Origin of the sequence: Vulcanococcus sp. DEBay_Sum22DG08_74, from assembly GCF_017852955.1 — a bacterium.
GTDB lineage: Bacteria > Cyanobacteriota > Cyanobacteriia > PCC-6307 > Cyanobiaceae > Vulcanococcus.
In genome coordinates this window covers 1-17,606 of sequence record NZ_JAFMKL010000029.1, presented here as the reverse complement: position 1 = coordinate 17,606, position 17,606 = coordinate 1, and the positions used below count along the sequence as shown (strand labels likewise).

Annotated in this window: 15 protein-coding genes; 8 read left to right on the top strand and 7 right to left on the bottom strand. The window is 65.9% G+C overall.

Going from position 1 to position 17,606, the window contains the following annotated elements:
- Window positions 1-146: 146 nt before the first annotated feature.
- Entirely contained in the window at window positions 147-461 is a 315-nt protein-coding gene (locus QZ184_RS05200) for a hypothetical protein (protein WP_010314013.1), read from the top strand.
- A 76-nt stretch (window positions 462-537) separates the two neighbouring features.
- Complete coding sequence (locus QZ184_RS05195) at window positions 538-993, top strand: hypothetical protein (protein WP_296418474.1); 456 nt, start codon at window positions 538-540, stop codon at window positions 991-993.
- Here QZ184_RS05195 and QZ184_RS05190 read toward each other — a convergent pair.
- Genes QZ184_RS05190 through QZ184_RS05180 form a run of 3 tightly spaced genes read right to left on the bottom strand, consistent with a single transcriptional unit; the run spans window position 950 to window position 6,942 of the window.
- Window positions 950-1,981 (bottom strand): acetate kinase, encoded by a 1,032-nt coding sequence (locus tag QZ184_RS05190; RefSeq protein ID WP_296418472.1) that lies wholly within the window; start codon window positions 1,979-1,981, stop codon window positions 950-952. The two genes, QZ184_RS05195 and QZ184_RS05190, sit on opposite strands and share 44 nt — an antisense overlap.
- A gap of 15 nt (window positions 1,982-1,996) precedes the next feature.
- Window positions 1,997-4,522, bottom strand: coding sequence for a glycogen/starch/alpha-glucan phosphorylase (locus QZ184_RS05185; RefSeq protein ID WP_296415498.1), 2,526 nt, complete (start codon window positions 4,520-4,522; stop codon window positions 1,997-1,999).
- On the bottom strand, window positions 4,522-6,942 hold the full coding sequence (locus QZ184_RS05180; RefSeq protein ID WP_296418470.1) for a phosphoketolase family protein: 2,421 nt from the start codon (window positions 6,940-6,942) through the stop codon (window positions 4,522-4,524). Before QZ184_RS05180 ends, QZ184_RS05185 begins: the two co-directional genes overlap by 1 nt.
- A gap of 95 nt (window positions 6,943-7,037) precedes the next feature.
- On the opposite strand from QZ184_RS05180, the gene QZ184_RS05175 reads away from it, so the two are divergent.
- On the top strand, window positions 7,038-8,375 hold the full coding sequence (locus tag QZ184_RS05175; protein WP_247476580.1) for a cation:proton antiporter: 1,338 nt from the start codon (window positions 7,038-7,040) through the stop codon (window positions 8,373-8,375).
- Window positions 8,335-8,886 carry an isoprenylcysteine carboxylmethyltransferase family protein gene (locus QZ184_RS05170; RefSeq protein ID WP_296415493.1) on the top strand — a complete coding sequence of 184 codons (552 nt, stop codon included), beginning with the start codon at window positions 8,335-8,337 and terminating at the stop codon, window positions 8,884-8,886. The genes QZ184_RS05175 and QZ184_RS05170 overlap by 41 nt, the downstream gene beginning before the upstream one ends.
- A 4-nt stretch (window positions 8,887-8,890) precedes the next feature.
- On the opposite strand, the gene dusA is transcribed toward QZ184_RS05170, so the two are convergent.
- On the bottom strand, window positions 8,891-9,889 hold the full coding sequence (gene dusA / locus QZ184_RS05165) for a tRNA dihydrouridine(20/20a) synthase DusA (protein WP_010314000.1): 999 nt from the start codon (window positions 9,887-9,889) through the stop codon (window positions 8,891-8,893).
- 25 nt (window positions 9,890-9,914) lie between these two features.
- On the opposite strand from dusA, the gene QZ184_RS05160 reads away from it, so the two are divergent.
- Window positions 9,915-11,165 (top strand): NAD(P)/FAD-dependent oxidoreductase, encoded by a 1,251-nt coding sequence (locus tag QZ184_RS05160; protein WP_296415491.1) that lies wholly within the window; start codon window positions 9,915-9,917, stop codon window positions 11,163-11,165.
- On the opposite strand, the gene QZ184_RS05155 is transcribed toward QZ184_RS05160, so the two are convergent.
- From QZ184_RS05155 to QZ184_RS05145, 3 genes are all read right to left on the bottom strand, one after another.
- The gene (locus tag QZ184_RS05155; RefSeq protein WP_296418468.1) at window positions 11,158-12,399 is read right to left on the bottom strand and encodes a type II secretion system F family protein; all 1,242 of its coding nucleotides are present in this window, start codon (window positions 12,397-12,399) and stop codon (window positions 11,158-11,160) included. The genes QZ184_RS05160 and QZ184_RS05155 overlap by 8 nt on opposite strands.
- Entirely contained in the window at window positions 12,399-13,472 is a 1,074-nt protein-coding gene (locus QZ184_RS05150; protein WP_010313994.1) for a type IV pilus twitching motility protein PilT, read from the bottom strand. Before QZ184_RS05150 ends, QZ184_RS05155 begins: the two co-directional genes overlap by 1 nt.
- 66 nt (window positions 13,473-13,538) lie before the next feature.
- Window positions 13,539-15,362, bottom strand: coding sequence for a GspE/PulE family protein (locus QZ184_RS05145; protein ID WP_296418466.1), 1,824 nt, complete (start codon window positions 15,360-15,362; stop codon window positions 13,539-13,541).
- Between the two features lie 95 nt (window positions 15,363-15,457).
- Between QZ184_RS05145 and grpE the strand changes: the two genes are divergently transcribed.
- From grpE to QZ184_RS05130, 3 genes are read left to right on the top strand one after another with little or no spacing between them, the layout of a single operon-like run.
- On the top strand, window positions 15,458-16,132 hold the full coding sequence (gene grpE / locus QZ184_RS05140; protein ID WP_296415483.1) for a nucleotide exchange factor GrpE: 675 nt from the start codon (window positions 15,458-15,460) through the stop codon (window positions 16,130-16,132).
- Window positions 16,133-16,134: 2 nt separating this feature from the next.
- On the top strand, window positions 16,135-17,262 hold the full coding sequence (gene dnaJ / locus QZ184_RS05135; RefSeq protein ID WP_029626065.1) for a molecular chaperone DnaJ: 1,128 nt from the start codon (window positions 16,135-16,137) through the stop codon (window positions 17,260-17,262).
- A gap of 7 nt (window positions 17,263-17,269) precedes the next feature.
- Entirely contained in the window at window positions 17,270-17,491 is a 222-nt protein-coding gene (locus tag QZ184_RS05130; protein ID WP_296415480.1) for a sulfurtransferase TusA family protein, read from the top strand.
- Window positions 17,492-17,606 lie beyond the last annotated feature (115 nt).

Here is a 17,606-nt window from a genome sequence, read left to right as displayed (position 1 = left end):
TAGAGCGACGGTTTCCTAAACCGTAGGTCGTGGGTTCGAGTCCCGCCAGCCCCGTCTTCGATTCGCGCAGGGGTATTGACCGCTACCGGTAGTGGCGTGCTGAACGTTGCCACTGCCGCTAGCGTGGTGCCAATCGCCACACGGCCATGGCACAGCTGCATGATCTCAGGCTGCGGCTACTGGTGCAACAGGAGAGTGAGCGCATCGTCGACAGCCTCCCGGACGGCCTCGACCTCTCTGTGATCCAGGCCCGCTGCCTCTGCTGGTTAGCCCTCCTGGCCGAGGCCCATGAGGACAGCGCCAATGAGGCGGTCAGCGATGGGGACACCGATCAGGCCATGGCCTGGTTTGCCGACTCCATGCGCCTGCGTGACGTCATTCAGGTGGTGAGCTCGATCGAGATCCCCATCCCAGGAGCCACTGAGGACGCCAGTGATTCCGGGGACTCCCTGGCCGCTTAAGACGCCAAATTCAGATTCCCTTTATTTCTGAGTCGTCCTGGTGTCATGATTGGACTTGACCAATGAAGGGACTGCGGTGCCGGAAGAGCCCTGCCAATGCCCTGACTGTCAGCGCTTTTATCGGGAGCACGACCGACTGATTCGGGAGAACCCGACGCTGCGTCAGCAACAGGAGTTGAGCTGGGCTGCCCTGCAGTCATTCCGCACCCTGGCTGGTCGGGTCCTCGAGGATCTTCAGAAGTCCACCCCTGAGCCGGGTGTTGACTCGGCCCCTGCCGCCGCCGCCGGAGGCCCCCAGGAGGCCTCGGCGCAGGACGCACTCCAGCAGGCCGTCAGCGACCTCGAGAACATCAACGCCCACCTGTTCTCGATCGAGGCCCTGATGGAGCGCATCTTTGATGTGCGCGTTCCCGAGCCCGTTGAGCAGAAGTTCCGCGAGATCGCCGGTGAGTTAGCGCCCGATCCGTTGAACGCCGATCGCCTCCGCCTCAACCGTTTGCTGCATCAGACCCCCGATCTTCCGGATCGCTGATCAGCCGGGCAATCATCCCCTCCTCATCGGCGGGGATCTGCAGCCATTGGGGCTTCCCGAGCCAGGCCAGCTCCGTCTGGAGCTGCTGAGCCAGAGCGGTGTCATTGGCACCGATCCCTCCGGATAGGGCGATCTGATCGACGCCCCCCAGGCTGGCGGCCATGGCGGCAATTCCCGCTTTCAGCCGGTGCAGGAAGACCGCGAGTGCTAGTTGGGCGCCGCTGTGCCCCCGCTCAGCCGCCCCGCGCAGCTCCTGCCAGTCGCCGCTCAGGCCGGAGAGACCGGCGAGTCCGCTGTGGTGGTTGAGTTGCTCCTCCAGTTCGGCGGCAGCCATCCCGTCCTTCAGCAGCGCCAGCAGCAGGCCAGGGTCGATGGAGCCGCTGCGGGTGGCCATTACCAGCCCTTCCATCGGGGTGAAGCCCATGGTCGTGTCCACGCAGCGGCCTTCGGCGATGGCGGCCAAGGAACAGCCGGCCCCCAGGTGAACGCTGATCAGCCGCGGCCCCGCGGCCTGCCGGGCCACGTGTTGGTGGTTGAGTCCATGGAAGCCAAAGCGGCGGTAGCCCCGGCTCCGCAGCGCCAGGGGGATGGCATAGCTGTAGGCCGCCTCCGGCAGGGTCGCGTGAAAGGCCGTATCGAAGCAGGCCCATTGCGGCAGCTGGGGTCGCTGCTGCTGGAGCCAGCGCATCGCCTCCAGAGCTGGTGGATTGTGCAGCGGTGCCAGCGGGCTTAAGGCCTCGAGCTGCGCCAGGGTCGTGGCGTTGATGGGCGTGGGTTCGCGAAAGACCTCGCCGCCATGGACGACCCGGTGGCCCGCGCGCTCAAGTTGGCCCCACCAGGGGGCCAACGCTGGCTTGAGCCAGGTGTCCAGGGCCGCCGGGAGCTCCAGACCCGAACGGGAGTCGCTCCAGAGCCGCTGCTCTGCTGCCGCGTCAAAGACAGCTGCCTTGAGACTGGAGCTGCCCAGATTCAGCACCAGAAGCGCCACGGCGCCGCTTGCTCCTTACTCGTCGAGGTTGCAGGTGATCGTGACGGGGAAGGCCTCGGCCTTCCAGATCCGATCGGCGTACTCCTTGATCGAGCGATCGGAGGAGAAGAAGCCGGTGCGGGCCGTGTTCAGCAGGGACATCCGGTTCCAGGCATGGCGATCCGCCCAGGCCTGACTGACCTGTTGTTGCACCCGCAGGTAGTCGGTGAAGTCAGCCAAGACACAGAAGGGATCGCGGCCGGTCAAGTTCTCCAGCAGGGGCCGGAAGAGGTCACCGTCGCCGCCACTGAAGTGGCCCTGCTCCACCAGCTTCAGCACCTGCTGCAGCTCAGGCAGTTTGGCGATGTGCTCCCAGGGGCGATAGCCCTCGCTCTGGAGTTGGGTCACCTCGGTTTCGGTCATGCCGAAGAGGAAGAAGTTCTCGGCTCCCACCTGTTCGCGGATCTCGACGTTGGCGCCATCGAGGGTGCCGATGGTCAGGGCCCCATTCATGGCGAACTTCATGTTGCCGGTGCCGGAGGCCTCCAGACCGGCGGTGGAGATTTGCTCCGAGAGGTCTGAGGCTGGGTAGACCCGCTCGCCCAGCTTCACGTTGTAGTCGGGAAGGAAGACCACCCGCAGCCGCCCGTCCATGTCGGGGTCTGAGTTGATCGTCTCGGCGATCCCGTTGAGGAAGCGGATGATCAGCTTGGCCATGTAGTAGCCGGGGGCCGCCTTGCCGCCAAAGATCACGGTGCGGGGGGCCATGTCCTGGGCCTGGCCGTTCTTGATCCGCAGGTACTGGGCAATCACCTGCAGGGCATTGAGGTGCTGGCGCTTGTACTCGTGGATCCGTTTGACCTGAACGTCAAACATCGAGGAGGGATCCACCAGCAGTCCGCTTTGGCGGTGGATGTAGTTGGCCAGCTGCCGCTTGCTGGCGAGCTTGGTCTGCTCCCAGCGCTCCAGGAAGCCGCTGTCGTGTTGGTACTGCTCGAGCTGTTTGAGCTGATCGAGGTCCGAGACCCAACCTTCACCGATGCTCTCGGCCAGCAGCTTGCGCAGGGGGGGATTGGAGAGGGCGACCCAGCGCCGGGGGGTCACGCCGTTGGTGACATTGGTGAACTTCTCCGGCCAGAGCTCCGCGAACTCGGGGAACAACTTGGTGCGGACCAGTTCGCTGTGGAGGGCGGCCACACCGTTGATGTGGTGGGAGGCCACGGTGGCGAGGTTCGCCATGCGCACCGCTTTTTGACCGTCCTCATCAATGATCGAGAGCTTGCGCAGCAGCACTTCGTTGCCCGGGTAGCGCAGGCGAACGCTCTGGAGGAAGCGGCGATTGATCTCGTAGATCAGCTCCAGATGACGCGGCAGCAGGGAGCCGAACAGGGGTAGGCCCCATTTCTCCAGTGCTTCCGGCAGCAGGGTGTGGTTCGTGTAGGCGACCGAGCGGCAGGTGATGTCCCAGGCCTGCTCCCAGGTCAGGTGCTTGTCGTCGATCAGCAGACGCATCAACTCGGCCACGGCGATGGCCGGATGGGTGTCGTTCAGCTGCACGGCCCAGTGGTCGGGGAATTCCTCGACCGGGATGCCCCGCTGCTCCAGGCTGCGCAGCATGTCCTGCAGCGAGCAGCTCACGAAGAAGTGCTGCTGCTTCAGGCGGAGCCGACGGCCTTCATCGGTGCCGTCGTTGGGATAGAGCACCTTGGAGAGGGTTTCGCTCCCCACTTTTTCCTCAACGGCGCCGTAGTAGTCGCCGATGTTGAAGGCGTAGAAGTCGAAGCTTTCGCTGGCGTCGGCGCGCCAGAGGCGCAGGCGATCACAGGTGTTCACCCGGTAGCCGAGCACGGGCACGTCATGGGGCACACCGATGGCGTGCTCATCGGGGATCCAGCGCACGCGGTAGTTGCCGCGCTCGTCCCGGTAGCTCTCGGTGCGTCCGCCGAAGCCGACGAAGCAGGCCTGATCGGGGTGGGGGATTTCCCAGGGCCAGCCGCCCTTGAGCCACTTGTCGGTGATCTCGACCTGCCAGCCGTCCCGGATCAGCTGGTCAAAGATCCCGAACTCGTAGCGAATCCCGTAGCCCGTGGCGGGGATCTCCAGGCTCGCCAGGGACTCCATGTAGCAAGCCGCCAGGCGACCCAGGCCGCCGTTCCCCAGGCCCGGCTCTTCCTCCACCTCAAGGATCTCTTCGAGGCTGTCGATGCCAAAGCGGCGCAGGGCTTCTGTCGCCGCCTCCTGGATGCCGAGCATCAGCAGGTTGTTGCCCAGCTGGGGGCCGATCAGGAATTCCGCGGACAGATAGGCCACCACCCGCGTCGGGGTGGCTCGGATCGCCTCAATGCCCGCCAGATAGCGGGTCATCAAGCGGTCGCGAACCGCGTGGCTGAGGGCCAGGTAGAGGTCGTGGCGGCTGGCGGTTGGAGCCAGCTTTCCCAATGTGTAGAAGAGGTGTTCGGCCATGCCGTCGAACACGTCATCGGCAGCCAAGCCGCTGCGGTCGGGATCGGCGTAGCAACCGGGCGTGGGCAGTTGCAGTTGACGCGGCGATTGCTCTTTCATCAGGCCAGCTCGGTTGGGACTGCAGTGCTCCACTGCCAGTGACTGATCTCCGGGGCATCCATCCCGTGCTCGTGCGCGTAGGCGCGATTCGCCAGGATCGATTCCTTCATCTGCTCTTTGATGTGAGCAGCGCGGGACATTAACCCCGGAACTCTGTCGATCACATCAATCACCAGGCTGAACCGGTCGATCTGGTTGTTCATCGCCAGTTCAAGCGGGGTGTTGATGTTGCCTTTTTCCTTGTATCCGCGGACGTGGAAATTGGCATGGTTGCGGCGCCGGTAGGTCAACCGGTGGATCAACCAGGGGTAGCCATGGAAGTTGAACAGCACGGGGCGATTTGTGGTGAAGAGTGTGTCGAAATCCCGATCGCTTAAGCCGTGGGGATGCTCGCTCGGTTGGGTCAGGGCAAAGAGTTTCACCACGTTCAGTACCCGGACCCGCAGCTCAGGCAGCTCCCGGCGCAGGATCTCAACGGCCGCCAGGGTCTCCTGGGTGGGGATGTCCCCGGCGCAGGCCATCACCACGTCGGGCTCATCCGGTTCACCGCGGACGTGGTCGTTGCTGGCCCAGCTCCAGAGGCCGATGCCCTTGGCCACATGGGCGCGGGCCTGCTCGAGGGAGAGGTACTGCAGGTGCTCTTGCTTGTCGCTGACGATCAGGTTGCAGACGTCGGGCTCGACGAGGGCCTCCTCGGCCACGGCCAGCAGGCAGTTGGCATCGGCCGGCAGGTAGACCCGCACCACATCGCCGCTCTTGTTGCCGGTCAGATCAATGAAGCCCGGGTCTTGGTGGGTGAACCCGTTGTGGTCCTGCCGCCAGACCGTGGAGGAGATCAGGCAGGTCCAGGGGGCGATGGAGGCGCGCCAGGGCGCGTGGTGGCGGCAGCTCTCCAACCATTTGGCGTGCTGGTTGAACATCGAGGCGATCACGTGGGCGAAGGCCTCGTAGGTGTGGAACAGGCCGTAGCGGCCGGTCAGGAGATAGCCCTCGAGCATCCCCACCAGGGTGTGTTCGCTGAGCATCTCCACCACCCGTCCCTGCCGGGCCAGCTCGCCGCCATCGCTGTCCTCGGGGCGTAGTTCCTCCATCCAGACCTTTTTGCTGCGCTCGTAGATGGCCTGCAGCCGGTTGGAGGCGGTTTCGTCGGGGCCGAACACCCGCAGGTTGTTCGGGTTGTCGGCGATTGCATCCCGCAGCAGCTCCCCGAGGGCGGCGGTGTTGCCATGGCGGCTGACTCCGGGTTCGGCGACCGGCACCGCATACCGTTCGCGATCCGGCAGGGTCAGTTGCTGGCGCAGTCGCCCGCCGTTGGCATGGGGGTTGGAGCCCATGCGCTGGGCGCCGCTCGGTGAGAGCGCCTGCAGTTCGGGTCGCAGTCGTCCCTCGTCATCAAAGAGTTCTTCGGGGCGATAGCTCTTGAGCCAGGCCTCCAGTTGCTGAAGTTGGGCGGGGTCTTGTTTGGGGTTCGGCAGGGGCACCTGATGGGCGCGCCAGGACCCTTCAATCCGATGGCCGTTGAGCGCCTCAGGCCCGGTCCAACCCTTGGGGGAGCGCAACACGATCATCGGCCAGATCGGCCGGCTGGCGTGCGCCGCGCCGCCTTCTGCCTCGGCCTGCTGGCGGATCGCTTGGAGCCGGGAGACCACCTGATCCATCGCCGCGGCCATCGCTTGGTGCATGGCCCGGGGCTCGCTGCCCTCCACAAACAGCGGCTCCCAGCCGTAGCCCCGCAGCAGGCTGCTGAGCTCCTCCTTGGGAATCCGGGCCAGCAGCGTTGGGTTGGCGATCTTGTAGCCGTTCAGGTGCAGCACCGGCAGCACCACCCCATCGCTGATGGGGTTGAGGAACTTATTGATATGCCAGCTGGTGGCCAGGGGGCCGGTCTCCGCCTCCCCATCGCCGACACAGGCGATGGCGATCAGGTCCGGGTTGTCGAAGACCGCACCGCAGGCGTGGGAGAGCACATAGCCCAGTTCGCCGCCTTCATGGATCGAACCAGGGGTCTCCGGGGTGCAGTGGCTACCGATGTGCCCAGGAAAAGAGAACTGTTTGAAAAAGCGTTTGAGGCCTTCTGTGTCCTGGGACTTGTCGGGATAGATCTCCGAATAGGAGCCATCCAGATAGGTGGGGCCGAGCACCCCCGGGGCCCCATGGCCCGGACCGGAGAGATAGATCGCATTGAGCCCGTGGCGTTGGATCACCCGATTGGCGTGGGCCCAGATGAAGGCTTGACCTGGGCTTGACCCCCAGTGACCGAGCAGGCGGTTCTTGATGTGCTCCGGCTTCAGCGGTTCCCGCAGCAGCGGGTTGTCCTGGAGGTAGATCATTCCCACCGCCAGGTAGTTGGCGGCCCGCCACCAGGCGTCCAGTCCCTCAAACTCCTCTGCTGGCCTGAGATGGGCGGAATCCGTGGCCATGGCTCCAGCTGCTGATGCCTGGCCGGAAAGTAGCCGTTGTCACAGGAGATGGCGCCGTCGGGCGAGACTCTCGTTCGGAATCACTCACGACTGCTATGCCGGAGATCGGCGCCCATCAGCTCGAGGTGGTCGAAACCCTGATTGGGGTTGGCCGCTTCTTGGTGATTTTTGTGGCCGCTCGCCTACTGGCGGAACTGCTGGTGCGCTGGCAGTTGCCCACCATCCTTGGTGAGCTGATCGCCGGCGTGATCATCGGTGCCTCTGGCCTGCACCTGATCGTGCCGCCGGAGACCCAGGCGGCGGTGGCCAATTGGGCTCTCCAGTTGATGGGCTCGCTTGCGGATGTGCCGCCCCAGCTGGTCGGCGAGGTCTACAACGAAAGTTTCCCGAGCCTGCAGGCGGTGGCCACCTTGGGCCTCTTTGCCCTGCTGTTCCTGACGGGTCTCGAAAGCGACCTCGATGAGCTCGTGGCCGTCGGTGCCCAGGCGATCACCGTGGCTGTCGCCGGCGTGGCGGTGCCCTTTGCCCTCGGTACAGCTGGCTTGATGGCGCTCTTCCACGTGGAGGTGATCCCCGCCGTGTTTGCCGGGGCGGCCATGACGGCCACCAGCATCGGCATCACAGCGAGTGTCTTTGGTGAGCTGAAGATGCTGCGCTCCCGGGAGGGGCAGATCGTGATCGGCGCCGCCGTCCTGGACGACATCCTCGGCATCGTCATCCTCGCGGTGGTGGTGAGCATCGCTGGCGGCGGCAGCCTGGAGCTGGGCCCGATCCTCAAGCTGCTGGCCGCGGCCGTGGTGTTTGTGGTTGCTGCCATTGGCCTGAGCCGCACCGCGGCGCCTGGTTTCGACTGGTTGATTGATCGCCTCAAGGCCCCAGGCGATGTGGTGGTGGCCTCGTTTGTGGTGCTCACCCTGTGCTGTTTCGCTGCTACGGCCATTGGCCTGGAGGCGGCCCTGGGTGCCTTTGCCGCGGGCTTGATCCTGAGCAAGTCGAACCACACCCATGCGATCGAGGCGGCGGTGAAGCCGGTGGTGGCCCTCTTCGCCACGATCTTCTTCGTCTTGATCGGCACCGGCATGGATCTCTCGGTGCTCAATCCCCTAGACCCCGAGAACCGCGCCGGTCTTGTGATCGCCGCTTTCCTGCTGGTGGTGGCGATCCTGGGCAAGGTCGTCTCCGGCTGGACCTTTGTTTCCAAGGAACCCACGAACCGTCTGGTGGTGGGTCTGGGGATGATGCCCCGCGGTGAGGTGGGCCTGATCTTCCTGGGGCTTGGCACCCAGGCCAAGCTGCTCAGCCCGGCCCTGGAGGCAGCGATCCTGCTGATGGTGATTGGCACCACCTTCCTGGCGCCGATCCTGCTCAGACTGGTCCTGGCTGGAAAGAGTGATGGACCCGACCTCGACCCCCTCGCCGAAATCCCCACTTAAGGGCTGGCAGTTCAGCTGGGGCGGCTGGTTGGACAACCGCCACGGGGAGTGGTGGCTGCTCGCCCAGCTGCTGTTGATCGCAGCCACCCTGTTGCCGGCCTGGCCGGCCCCGGGCAGCTGGGGCTATGCCTGGCCCTTGCCGCTTGCCCTTGCTGGCGTTCTGCTGCTCTTGGTTGGCCTGGCGCTGGCCGCCCAGGCCTTCTGGCGCTTGGGACCCAGCCTGACGCCGTTGCCGGATCCCAAGCCTGGGGCCGCTTTGGTGACGACCGGGGCCTATGGGCGCTGCCGCCATCCGCTGTATCAAGCCGTGTTGCTCTGTGAGCTCGGGGTGGCCCTGGCCCTCGGCAGCCTGTTCCACCTGGGCCTGTTCCTGGCCCTGGCCGCGGTGCTGGGCGGCAAAGCGCGGCGGGAGGAGCGTTTCCTCGTGCCGCTCCATCCGGAGTACGTCAGTTACCGGCGCAGCACCCCGGCGATCTTGCCGGGGTTGCCTTGGCTGGATTGGCGGAGCTGAGCCGCTAGAGCCCGCGCTCCTCCAGCTGCCGCGCAGCGCGCTCGAAGACCTCAGGTCCTGCATCCCGTTGGCCAGCGGCCTGGCCCAGGTCCCGGCGCCAATGGCGGGCGCCGCTGACGCCTTCCACCACCTGCACCAGGTGCCGGGCGATGGACCAGAGCCGCCCGCCGCTGCCGCACCAGCGCTCGGCATAGGGAATCAGGCCCCGCACCACCGTGGAGGCCTTGGCGACCGGTTGGCTGCTGTCGCCAAACAGGTCCCGGTCCACCGTGGCCCAGCGCAGCGGGTGGTCGTAGGCGGCCCGGCCCACCATCACCCCATCCACGGCCTCGAGCTGCTCCAGGCAGCTGCTGAGCTCCAGCAGGCCTCCGTTCAGTTCAATCGTCAGCTGGGGCCGGTCCGCCTTGAGCTGATGCACGAGCTCGTAGCGCAGGGGAGGAATGGTGCGGTTTTGCTTGGGATCCAACCCCTCGAGCCAGGCCTTACGGGCGTGCACGCTGAAGCGCTGCGCCCCGGCCGCGGCCACCGTGTCGACAAAGGCCAGCAGCTCCCCATAGGAATCCCGCTCATCGATGCCGATGCGGTGCTTCACCGTGACCGGCAGCGGCGAGGCCTGGGCCATGGCGCTGATGCAGCGGGCCACCTGTTCGGGTTCGGCCATCAGGCAGGCGCCAAAGCGCCCTTTCTGGACCTTTTCGCTTGGACAGCCGACGTTGAGGTTGATCTCGTCGTAGCCCCGGTCCGCGGCAATGCGCGCGGCCTCGGCCAGCAGCACCGGGTCATCCCCGCCCACCTGCAGGGCAATCGGATGCTCGATCGGATCGAAGTCAATCAGCCGGTCCCGCCGTTCGCTGTGGTGGAGCGCTTGGGCCACCACCATTTCGGTGTAGAGCAGGCTCCGGCGGCTGATCTGCCGCATCAGCACCCGGAAGTGCCGATCGGTGTAGTCCATCATCGGAGCCACACTGAAGCGGTAGGCCCCGTTCAGCAGCGAATCGGGCATCACCCCATGCTCGCCTTTCACGCTGATGCCCCCCCGTTCTGAGCACTGGTCCCTGGTGGTGGCGGGCGGTGGTCCGGCGGGATTCATGGCGGCCATCGCCGCGGCCGAGGCCGGTCAGCGGCGGGTCCTGGTGCTGGAGAGCACCCCCGAGCCCCTGGGCAAGGTTTTGATCAGCGGTGGCGGCCGCTGCAATGTCACCCATGCCTGCTGGGATCCGCGGGAATTGGTGGGCTTCTATCCCCGCGGCGGCAAGGCCCTGCGGGGACCCTTCAGCCGCTTTGCTGCCGGTGATGCCGTGTCTTGGTTTGACGACCACGGCCTGACCCTGGTGGAGGAGGCCGATGGCCGGATGTTCCCCCAGGCCAACCGCTCAACGGCCGTGATTCAGTGCCTCAGGCAGGCGGCGGAACGGGCCGGGGTGACCCTGCGCAGCAGCGAGGCGCTCCAGCAGGCCGAGCAGCGGCCCGCGGGTGGTTTTGCCCTCAGCCTGCGCAGCGGCATCCATCTCAGTACTGACCGGCTGGTGCTCGCCACCGGGAGTCACCCCAGTGGTCGGCGTTTGGCTTCAGGCCTGGGCCATGGCTTGGTGGCCCCGGTTCCGTCCCTCTTCACCCTCGCCTTTAAGCCCAATCCCCTGCTGCCTTTGGCCGGGGTCGTGATGGATCCGGTGGACCTGGAGCTGGAGGCCGGCGGGCAGCGCTTCCGCCAGAGCGGCCCGGTGCTGATCACCCACTGGGGTCTGAGCGGGCCGGCGACCCTGCGGCTGACGGCCTTCGCCGCCCGGGCCCTCCACGGCGAGGGCTACCGGGGCAGCCTGCAGGTGGATTGGAGCGGCGGCCGCAGCCAGCAGCAGCTGGAAGAGCTCTTCGCGGCTTGCCGGCGTGATCAGGCCAAGCGTCAGCTCAGCAATGCCCGCCCCTGGCCAGGCCTCAGCCGACGCCTCTGGCAGCACCTGCTCGATCAGCAGGGGGTTGAGCCCGATCGCCGTTGGGCGGATTTGGCCAAGCGTCAGCAGTTGGGTCTGCTGGAGGCCCTGCGCCGCAGCCGCTTCCCCGTGGCAGGCCGCGGCCCCTTCGGCGAAGAATTCGTGACCGCCGGAGGCGTGCCTGTGGGGGAGGTCAACCTGGCCACGATGGAGAGCCGCAAGGTGGAGGGTCTCTACCTGGTGGGGGAGCTCCTGGATGTCGATGGCGTCACCGGTGGCTTCAACTTCCAGCACTGCTGGAGTTCCGGCTGGCTGGCGGGGCAGGCGATTGCGGCGGCCGGAGCTAGTTGATCTGATCGAAGATCGAGAACATCGGCAGGTACATCGCCAGCAGGATCGAGCCAACGATGCCGCCCACGATCACGATCATGGCCGGCTCCAGCATTGAGGTCAGGGCCTTGACGGCGGCTTCCACCTCGTCTTCGTAGAAGTCCGCCACCTTCGAGAGCATGGCGTCCATCTGGCCGGTTTCTTCGCCGATGGCGAGCATGCTCAAGGCCAGCTCTGGGAACACCTTTTTGCGCTCCAGGGCGACGCTCAGGGGGATGCCCTCCTGCACGTCCTGACGGGAGCCGACGATGGCGTCGGCAATCACGGCGTTGCCCGCGGTTTCCTGCACGATCTCCAGGGACAGCAGGATCGGCACCCCCGCGCGGGTCAGGGAGCTGAAGGTGCGGCAGAACTTGGCCGTGGCTGTTTTCTGGATCAGGTCGCCAAAGAGCGGCAGCTTCAGCAGTAGTCCGTCCACGCGCCGGCGCCCGCTGGCGGTCGCGTAGTAGCGGCCAAACATCCAGACCCCCACAGCGATCGCCAGGGCCAGGAACAGGGAAAAGGAGGACCGCAGCAAGGCGCTGAGGTCGACCATCATTTGGGTGAAGAGGGGGAGTTCAGCCCCGAGGTCTTCGAAGATCCCAGCGAAGGTGGGGATCAGGAAGATCGTCATCCCCAGGAACACCAGGATCGCGATCGCCAGCACGGCCACGGGATAGCCCATGGCGCCCTTGATTTGGTTCTGCAGCCGGGCATTGCCCTCGAGCAACTTGGCCAGGCGGCGCAGGCTTTCGTCCAGCACGCCCCCCGCTTCTCCGGCTTCCACCATGGCGATGGTGAGCTTGTCGAACACCCGCGGCCAGGAGCGCAGTGCTGCCCCCAGGCTGCCCCCTTGGTTCACGTCCGTGCTGACGGCGGTGAGTGCCCGCTTGAACAGCGGCATGCGCTGCTGACGGGCCATGAGATCGAGGCTGCGCACGATCGGGACCCCCGCATCCACGAGGGCCGCCAGCTTGTTGGCAAAGAGGGCCTTCTCGCGGATGCCGGGCTTGGCCTCCAGCAGGCTGGAGAGATCCATGCCAAAGACCGTGCTCCCGGCCGCGGCGCTGGGTGTGGTTGCGGCGAGCTCCAGGCTGGTGGCGACGATGCCCCGGCGCCTCAGGTCCCGCCGGGCGCGGCTGAGATCACTGGCCTGCAGTTGCAGCGTCCGGGTTTGACCGGAGCGATTGGTGTAGGTGGCGCTGAACTGGGGCACTAGCCCTCCAGGAGCCGCTGCAGCTCATCGGGTTTGCTCGCTTTGGCGAGGGCTTCGCTGCGCTCGACGGCTCCGGCCTGCACCAGGTTCGCCAGGGCGCGCTCGAGGGTTTGCATCCCCTGCTGGCCGCCCGTTTGGATCTGGGAATAGAGCTGGGCGGTTTTGCCCTCCCGGATCAAGTTGGCGATGGCGGGGGTGTTGATCAGGATTTCTTGGGCCATGACCCGCCCGAATTGCCCTGGTTTGGGGTTCTGGCGTTTGCAGAGGGTCTGGGAGAACACCCCCACCAGGGAGCCACTGAGCTGAACCCTGATCTGGGTTTGCTGCTCTGGCGGGAAGACATCCACCATGCGATCGACGGTTTGGGCCGCCGAGCTGGTGTGCAGGGTGCCAAAGACCAGGTGGCCCGTCTCTGAGGCGGTGATGGCCAACTGGATCGTTTCCAGATCCCGCATTTCGCCCACCAGGATCACGTCGGGGTCCTCCCGCAGGGCGGCGCGTAGGGCGGCGCCAAAGCTGCGGGTGTCATCCCCCAGCTGGCGCTGGTGGATCACGCTTTTGTCGTTGCGGTAGGTGAATTCGATCGGATCTTCGATCGTGAGGATGTGCTCGGCGCGGCTGCGGTTGATGTGATCCAGCAGGGCCGCCAGCGTCGTGGTTTTGCCTGAGCCGGTGGGCCCGGTCACCAGCACCAGACCCCTGGGGCGGCGGCTGGTTTCCTCGACGATGGGCGGTAGGCCCAGGCTCTCCAGGCTGGGGATTGTGCTGCCGAGGGCCCGCAGACAGGCCGCGTAACTCCCCCGCTGGCGGTAGACATTGACCCGAAAGCGGGAGACGCCTTTGAGGCCATAGGCGCAGTCCAGCTCCCAGGTTTGCTCCAGCTGCTTGCGCTGGGCGTTGTTGATCATCGAGAAGATCAACCGGTTGCAGAGGTCCTCGCTGAGCCGCTCCTCCCGCATCGGTTTGAGCGCCCCACTGAAGCGGCCGTAGGGCGGTTGGCCGGCCGCCAGGTGCAAGTCGCTGCCACCTGCCTCGACCAGCTCCTCCATCAACTGTTCGATCTGGAGCTCCATGCAGCTCGCGGGGCCAGTGGCTGTCCTCAGTGTGGGAAGCCCGCCAGGGCCTGGCAATGGCGCTGCTTAATGCAGTTGCCGGGGGGTCAGGCAATAGGGGCACTCCAGCCACTCATCCCGCATCCCCGCTCCGCAGCCCTGGCAGGTGATCGTGTGCAGGGCCTTGGCCCGGCGCTCGGTTTCCAGGCTGGAGTCCGTGAGGATCATCCGCTCGATTTCCTCCAGGGTGGTTTCCCCTTGGCGCACCAGGTCGAGGCCGTAACCCAACAGGGTTTTCATGCCGTTCTCGATGGCGAGCTTGCGCAGTCGATCGGTGCTGGCCTCCTGGGCAATGGCGCTGGCGAGGGTGTCGTTGACGCGCAGCACCTCGTAGACCCCCACCCGGCCCTTGTATCCCAGCCCCTGGCAGCTGGGGCAGGGGTTGCTGTCACTGGCTTGCAAGCGCTTGGCCTTGAAGAAAGTGATCGCCTGCTCGTTGCTGGCAAACAGGCCAAAGCGGCCCAGGTCCTGCTCACTGGGGTGATAAGGCTGCCGGCAGTCCGGGCAGACCCGCCGCACCAGGCGCTGGGAGACGATTCCGATCAAGGAGGCGCTCACCATGAAGGGCTCCACGCCCATTTCCGAGAGGCGGGCGATGGCGCTGGGGGCGTCGTTGCAGTGGAGGGTGGTCAGCACCAGGTGGCCAGTCAGCGCCGCCTCGATGGCGGTTTTGGCCGTTTCCCGGTCCCGGGTTTCCCCCACCAGCAGGACATCGGGGTCTTGCCGCATGAAGGCCCGCAGGGCCATGGCGAAGTCGTAGCCCTTCTCCCGGTTGACCTGGGTTTGGGCAATCCCCTTGAGGGTGTATTCGATCGGGTCCTCGACCGTGGAGATGTTGATCCCAGGCTCATTGCGTTCGGCGAGCAGCGAATAGAGCGTGGTGCTCTTGCCTGAGCCCGTCGGCCCAGTCACCAGGAGCATTCCGAAGGGCTTGCTGCCCATCTCCCGGACACTGGCCAGGACCGCGGGCTCGCTGATAAGGCGGTCGAGGCCGAGGTGCGTCGCGCCGCTATCCAGCAGACGCATGCAGACCTTCTCGCCATAGCGGGTGGGCAGGGTGCTCACCCGCAGGTCAAACAGGCGACCTTGATAGCGCCGCCGGATGCGGCCGTCCTGGGGAAGCCGGCGTTCAGCGATGTCCAGGTCCGCCATGATTTTTAGGCGGGAGGTCACCGCGGGGGTCAGTTGTTTCGGCAGCTTCTCCAACGGCTCGAGCACCCCGTCTTGGCGCAAGCGAATCAGCAGTCCGTCCTCTTGCGGTTCCAGGTGGATGTCGCTGGCACTGCGCTCGAGCGCTTGCACCAGGATCCGGTCCACCAGGCTCACCACCGGTGAGGCGTTGGAGGCCTTGAGGCTGGCTTCGACATCCAACTCGCTGAGGCTGTCCTCGGGCGCGTCCTCAAGGGGGCCCTCGAGTTTGAGGTCCTCAAACAGGGAGATCCGGTTGGGGGTCTCCTGCGGAGCTGCAACCGCGGCCGGCGTAGCGGGGGATGGAGATGGAGGTTGATTCAGGACGGTTTGCAGGTCCCCTTGGAGGGCCAGTCGCAGTGCCAGGGGCGGTCCCTCGGGGCATGCCTCGCGGAGGGTCTGGCGTTGCTCGGCGCCCCAGTGGGTTGGCACGGCCACCGTCAGGGTGTTGTTGGCGTAGGCCACGGGAAGGCAGCCGAGATCCCTGCAGCTCTCCTGTGTCAGTTGCGGATGCCAGCTCCAGCGTTGGTCTCCAGCGGCGCTCAATTCAGAGCGCGTGAGGACGGCTTCCTGCAGCAGCAATTCGACCTCAAGTCGCTGCTGCTCAGGGCTTTGGGCCTCGGCCACCGGCCGCTGGGGAATGGTGCTGGCGCTTGCTGTCATCAGCCGCTCCGCCGAGGAGGTGCGGGCTTCCGCCGCTTGTGGGGTGGCGCCCCTTCACATCAACATGTCTAGATCAGATCTCCGGTTCGGTCAGCATGAGCGGCGACGCGACTCCGTTTCCCCAGGACTCCGCCCCGGCCCCAGCTGAGGCCGCGGCAGCGCCAGAAGCCACTCCTGCAGTGGATTCGGCCCCGGCTGAGGTAGCGGCTGAGCCCAGCGCCGATCCCGAACAGCGGGTCCGGGAACTGGAGGCTGAGCTGACGGCCCTGAAGGCCGAGCACGAGAGCGTCCGCAGTCAGTACATGCGGATTGCGGCGGACTTCGACAACTTCCGTAAGCGCCAGAGCCGCGATCAAGAGGACCAGCGCACCCTGATCGCCTGCTCCACCCTGAGCGAGATCCTGCCGGTGGTGGACAACTTCGAGCGGGCCCGCCAGCAGCTGGATCCCCAGGCCGAGGAGGCCCAGGCCATCCACCGCAGCTACCAGGGGCTCTACAAGCAACTGGTGGATGTGTTCAAGCAGTTGGGCGTCTCACCGATGCGGGTTGAAGGCGAGCCCTTCGATCCCACCCTCCATGAGGCGGTTCTGCGGGAACCCAGCGATGAGCACGCCGAGGACCTGGTGATCGCTGAACTGCAGCGGGGCTATCACCTGAACGATCGCGTGCTGCGGCACGCCCTGGTCAAAGTCTCGATGGGTCCAGGCCCCAGTGGTGATGCCGCACCGGCCAGCTCCACGGATGACGCTGCACCCTCCGAAGAGGGCTGAGCATGGCCGATTTTTATGACCTCCTTGGGGTCAGCCGCGACGCTGATGCGGACACGCTGAAGCGGTCCTATCGCCGCCTGGCGCGTCAGTACCACCCGGACATCAACAAAGATCCCGGCGCGGAAGACAAGTTCAAGGAGATCGGCCGTGCCTATGAGGTGCTGAGTGATCCCCAGACCCGGGCCCGCTACGACCAGTTCGGCGAAGCCGGCTTGGGCGGCGCCGCGGGGATGCCCGACATGGGCGACATGGGCGGCTTCGCTGACCTGTTCGAAACCTTCTTCAGCGGTTTCGGCGGGGGCATGGGCGGCCCCTCCGCCGGTGGTGCCCGTCGCCGCGGTCCCCGCCAGGGCGATGACCTGCGGTTTGACCTGACCATCAGCTTCAGCGAAGCGGTCTTTGGTCAGGAGAAGGAAATTCAGATCCGTCACCTGGAGACCTGCAACAGCTGCAGTGGCTCCGGGGCGAAGAGCGGCAGCGGTCCCACCAGCTGTGGCACCTGTGGTGGTGCGGGCCAGGTTCGTCGCGCGACGCGGACGCCCTTTGGCAGCTTCACCCAGGTGGCGCCCTGTCCCACCTGTGAAGGAACTGGCCAGGTGATTGCCGATCCCTGTGGCGCCTGCGGCGGCCAGGGCCTGCAGCAGGTCCGCAAAAAGCTGCGCATCAATATCCCGGCGGGTGTCGACACCGGCACGCGGCTACGGGTGGCCGACGAGGGCAACGCCGGACAGCGGGGCGGCCCCGCCGGCGACCTCTACGTCTTCCTGACGGTTCAGTCCCACCCGAGCCTCCGCCGCGACGGGATCAACATCCACTCCGAGGTGACGGTCAACTACCTCCAGGCGATCCTCGGCGACACCATTGAGGTGGAGACCGTCGATGGTCCTGAGCAGTTGGAGATTCCGGCAGGCACCCAGCCCGGAGCGGTCCTGACCCTGACGGGTAAGGGTGTTCCGAAGCTGGGTAATCCCGTGGCGCGCGGCAACCACCTGATCCAGATCAAGGTGCAGCTCCCCACCAAGGTCAACCGCGAGGAGCGTGAGCTGCTCGAACAGTTGGCGGGGCACCACACGGCCAAGGGGCAGAAGCATCCCCACAAGAGCGGGCTGTTTGGCGGTTTGTTTGGCTAGGTCAGTGATGACCCAGCTCGACCTGCGCGGTACCCCCTGCCCGCTCAATTTCATTCGCACCAAACTGGCCCTCGAGAAGCTGTCCGCAGGCGAGTGGCTTCAGGTTGATTTGGATGCCGGAGAGCCCGAGCAGATGGTGGCCAGCGGCTTGCGGGAGGCCGGACATCGCGTTGAGCTGGAGGCCTTGGAACCCGGGGCGGTGCGTTTGTTGATCTGTCGCTGTGGCTGAAGCCCTGGTGATGGCCCTCGAGGCCAACTTCTGCCGGGTGCAACTGGATCGGCCGGGCCCTGGAGGGGTGGACCAACTGCTCTGTGTGCGCCGCACGCGGCTGGGCAAGACCGGA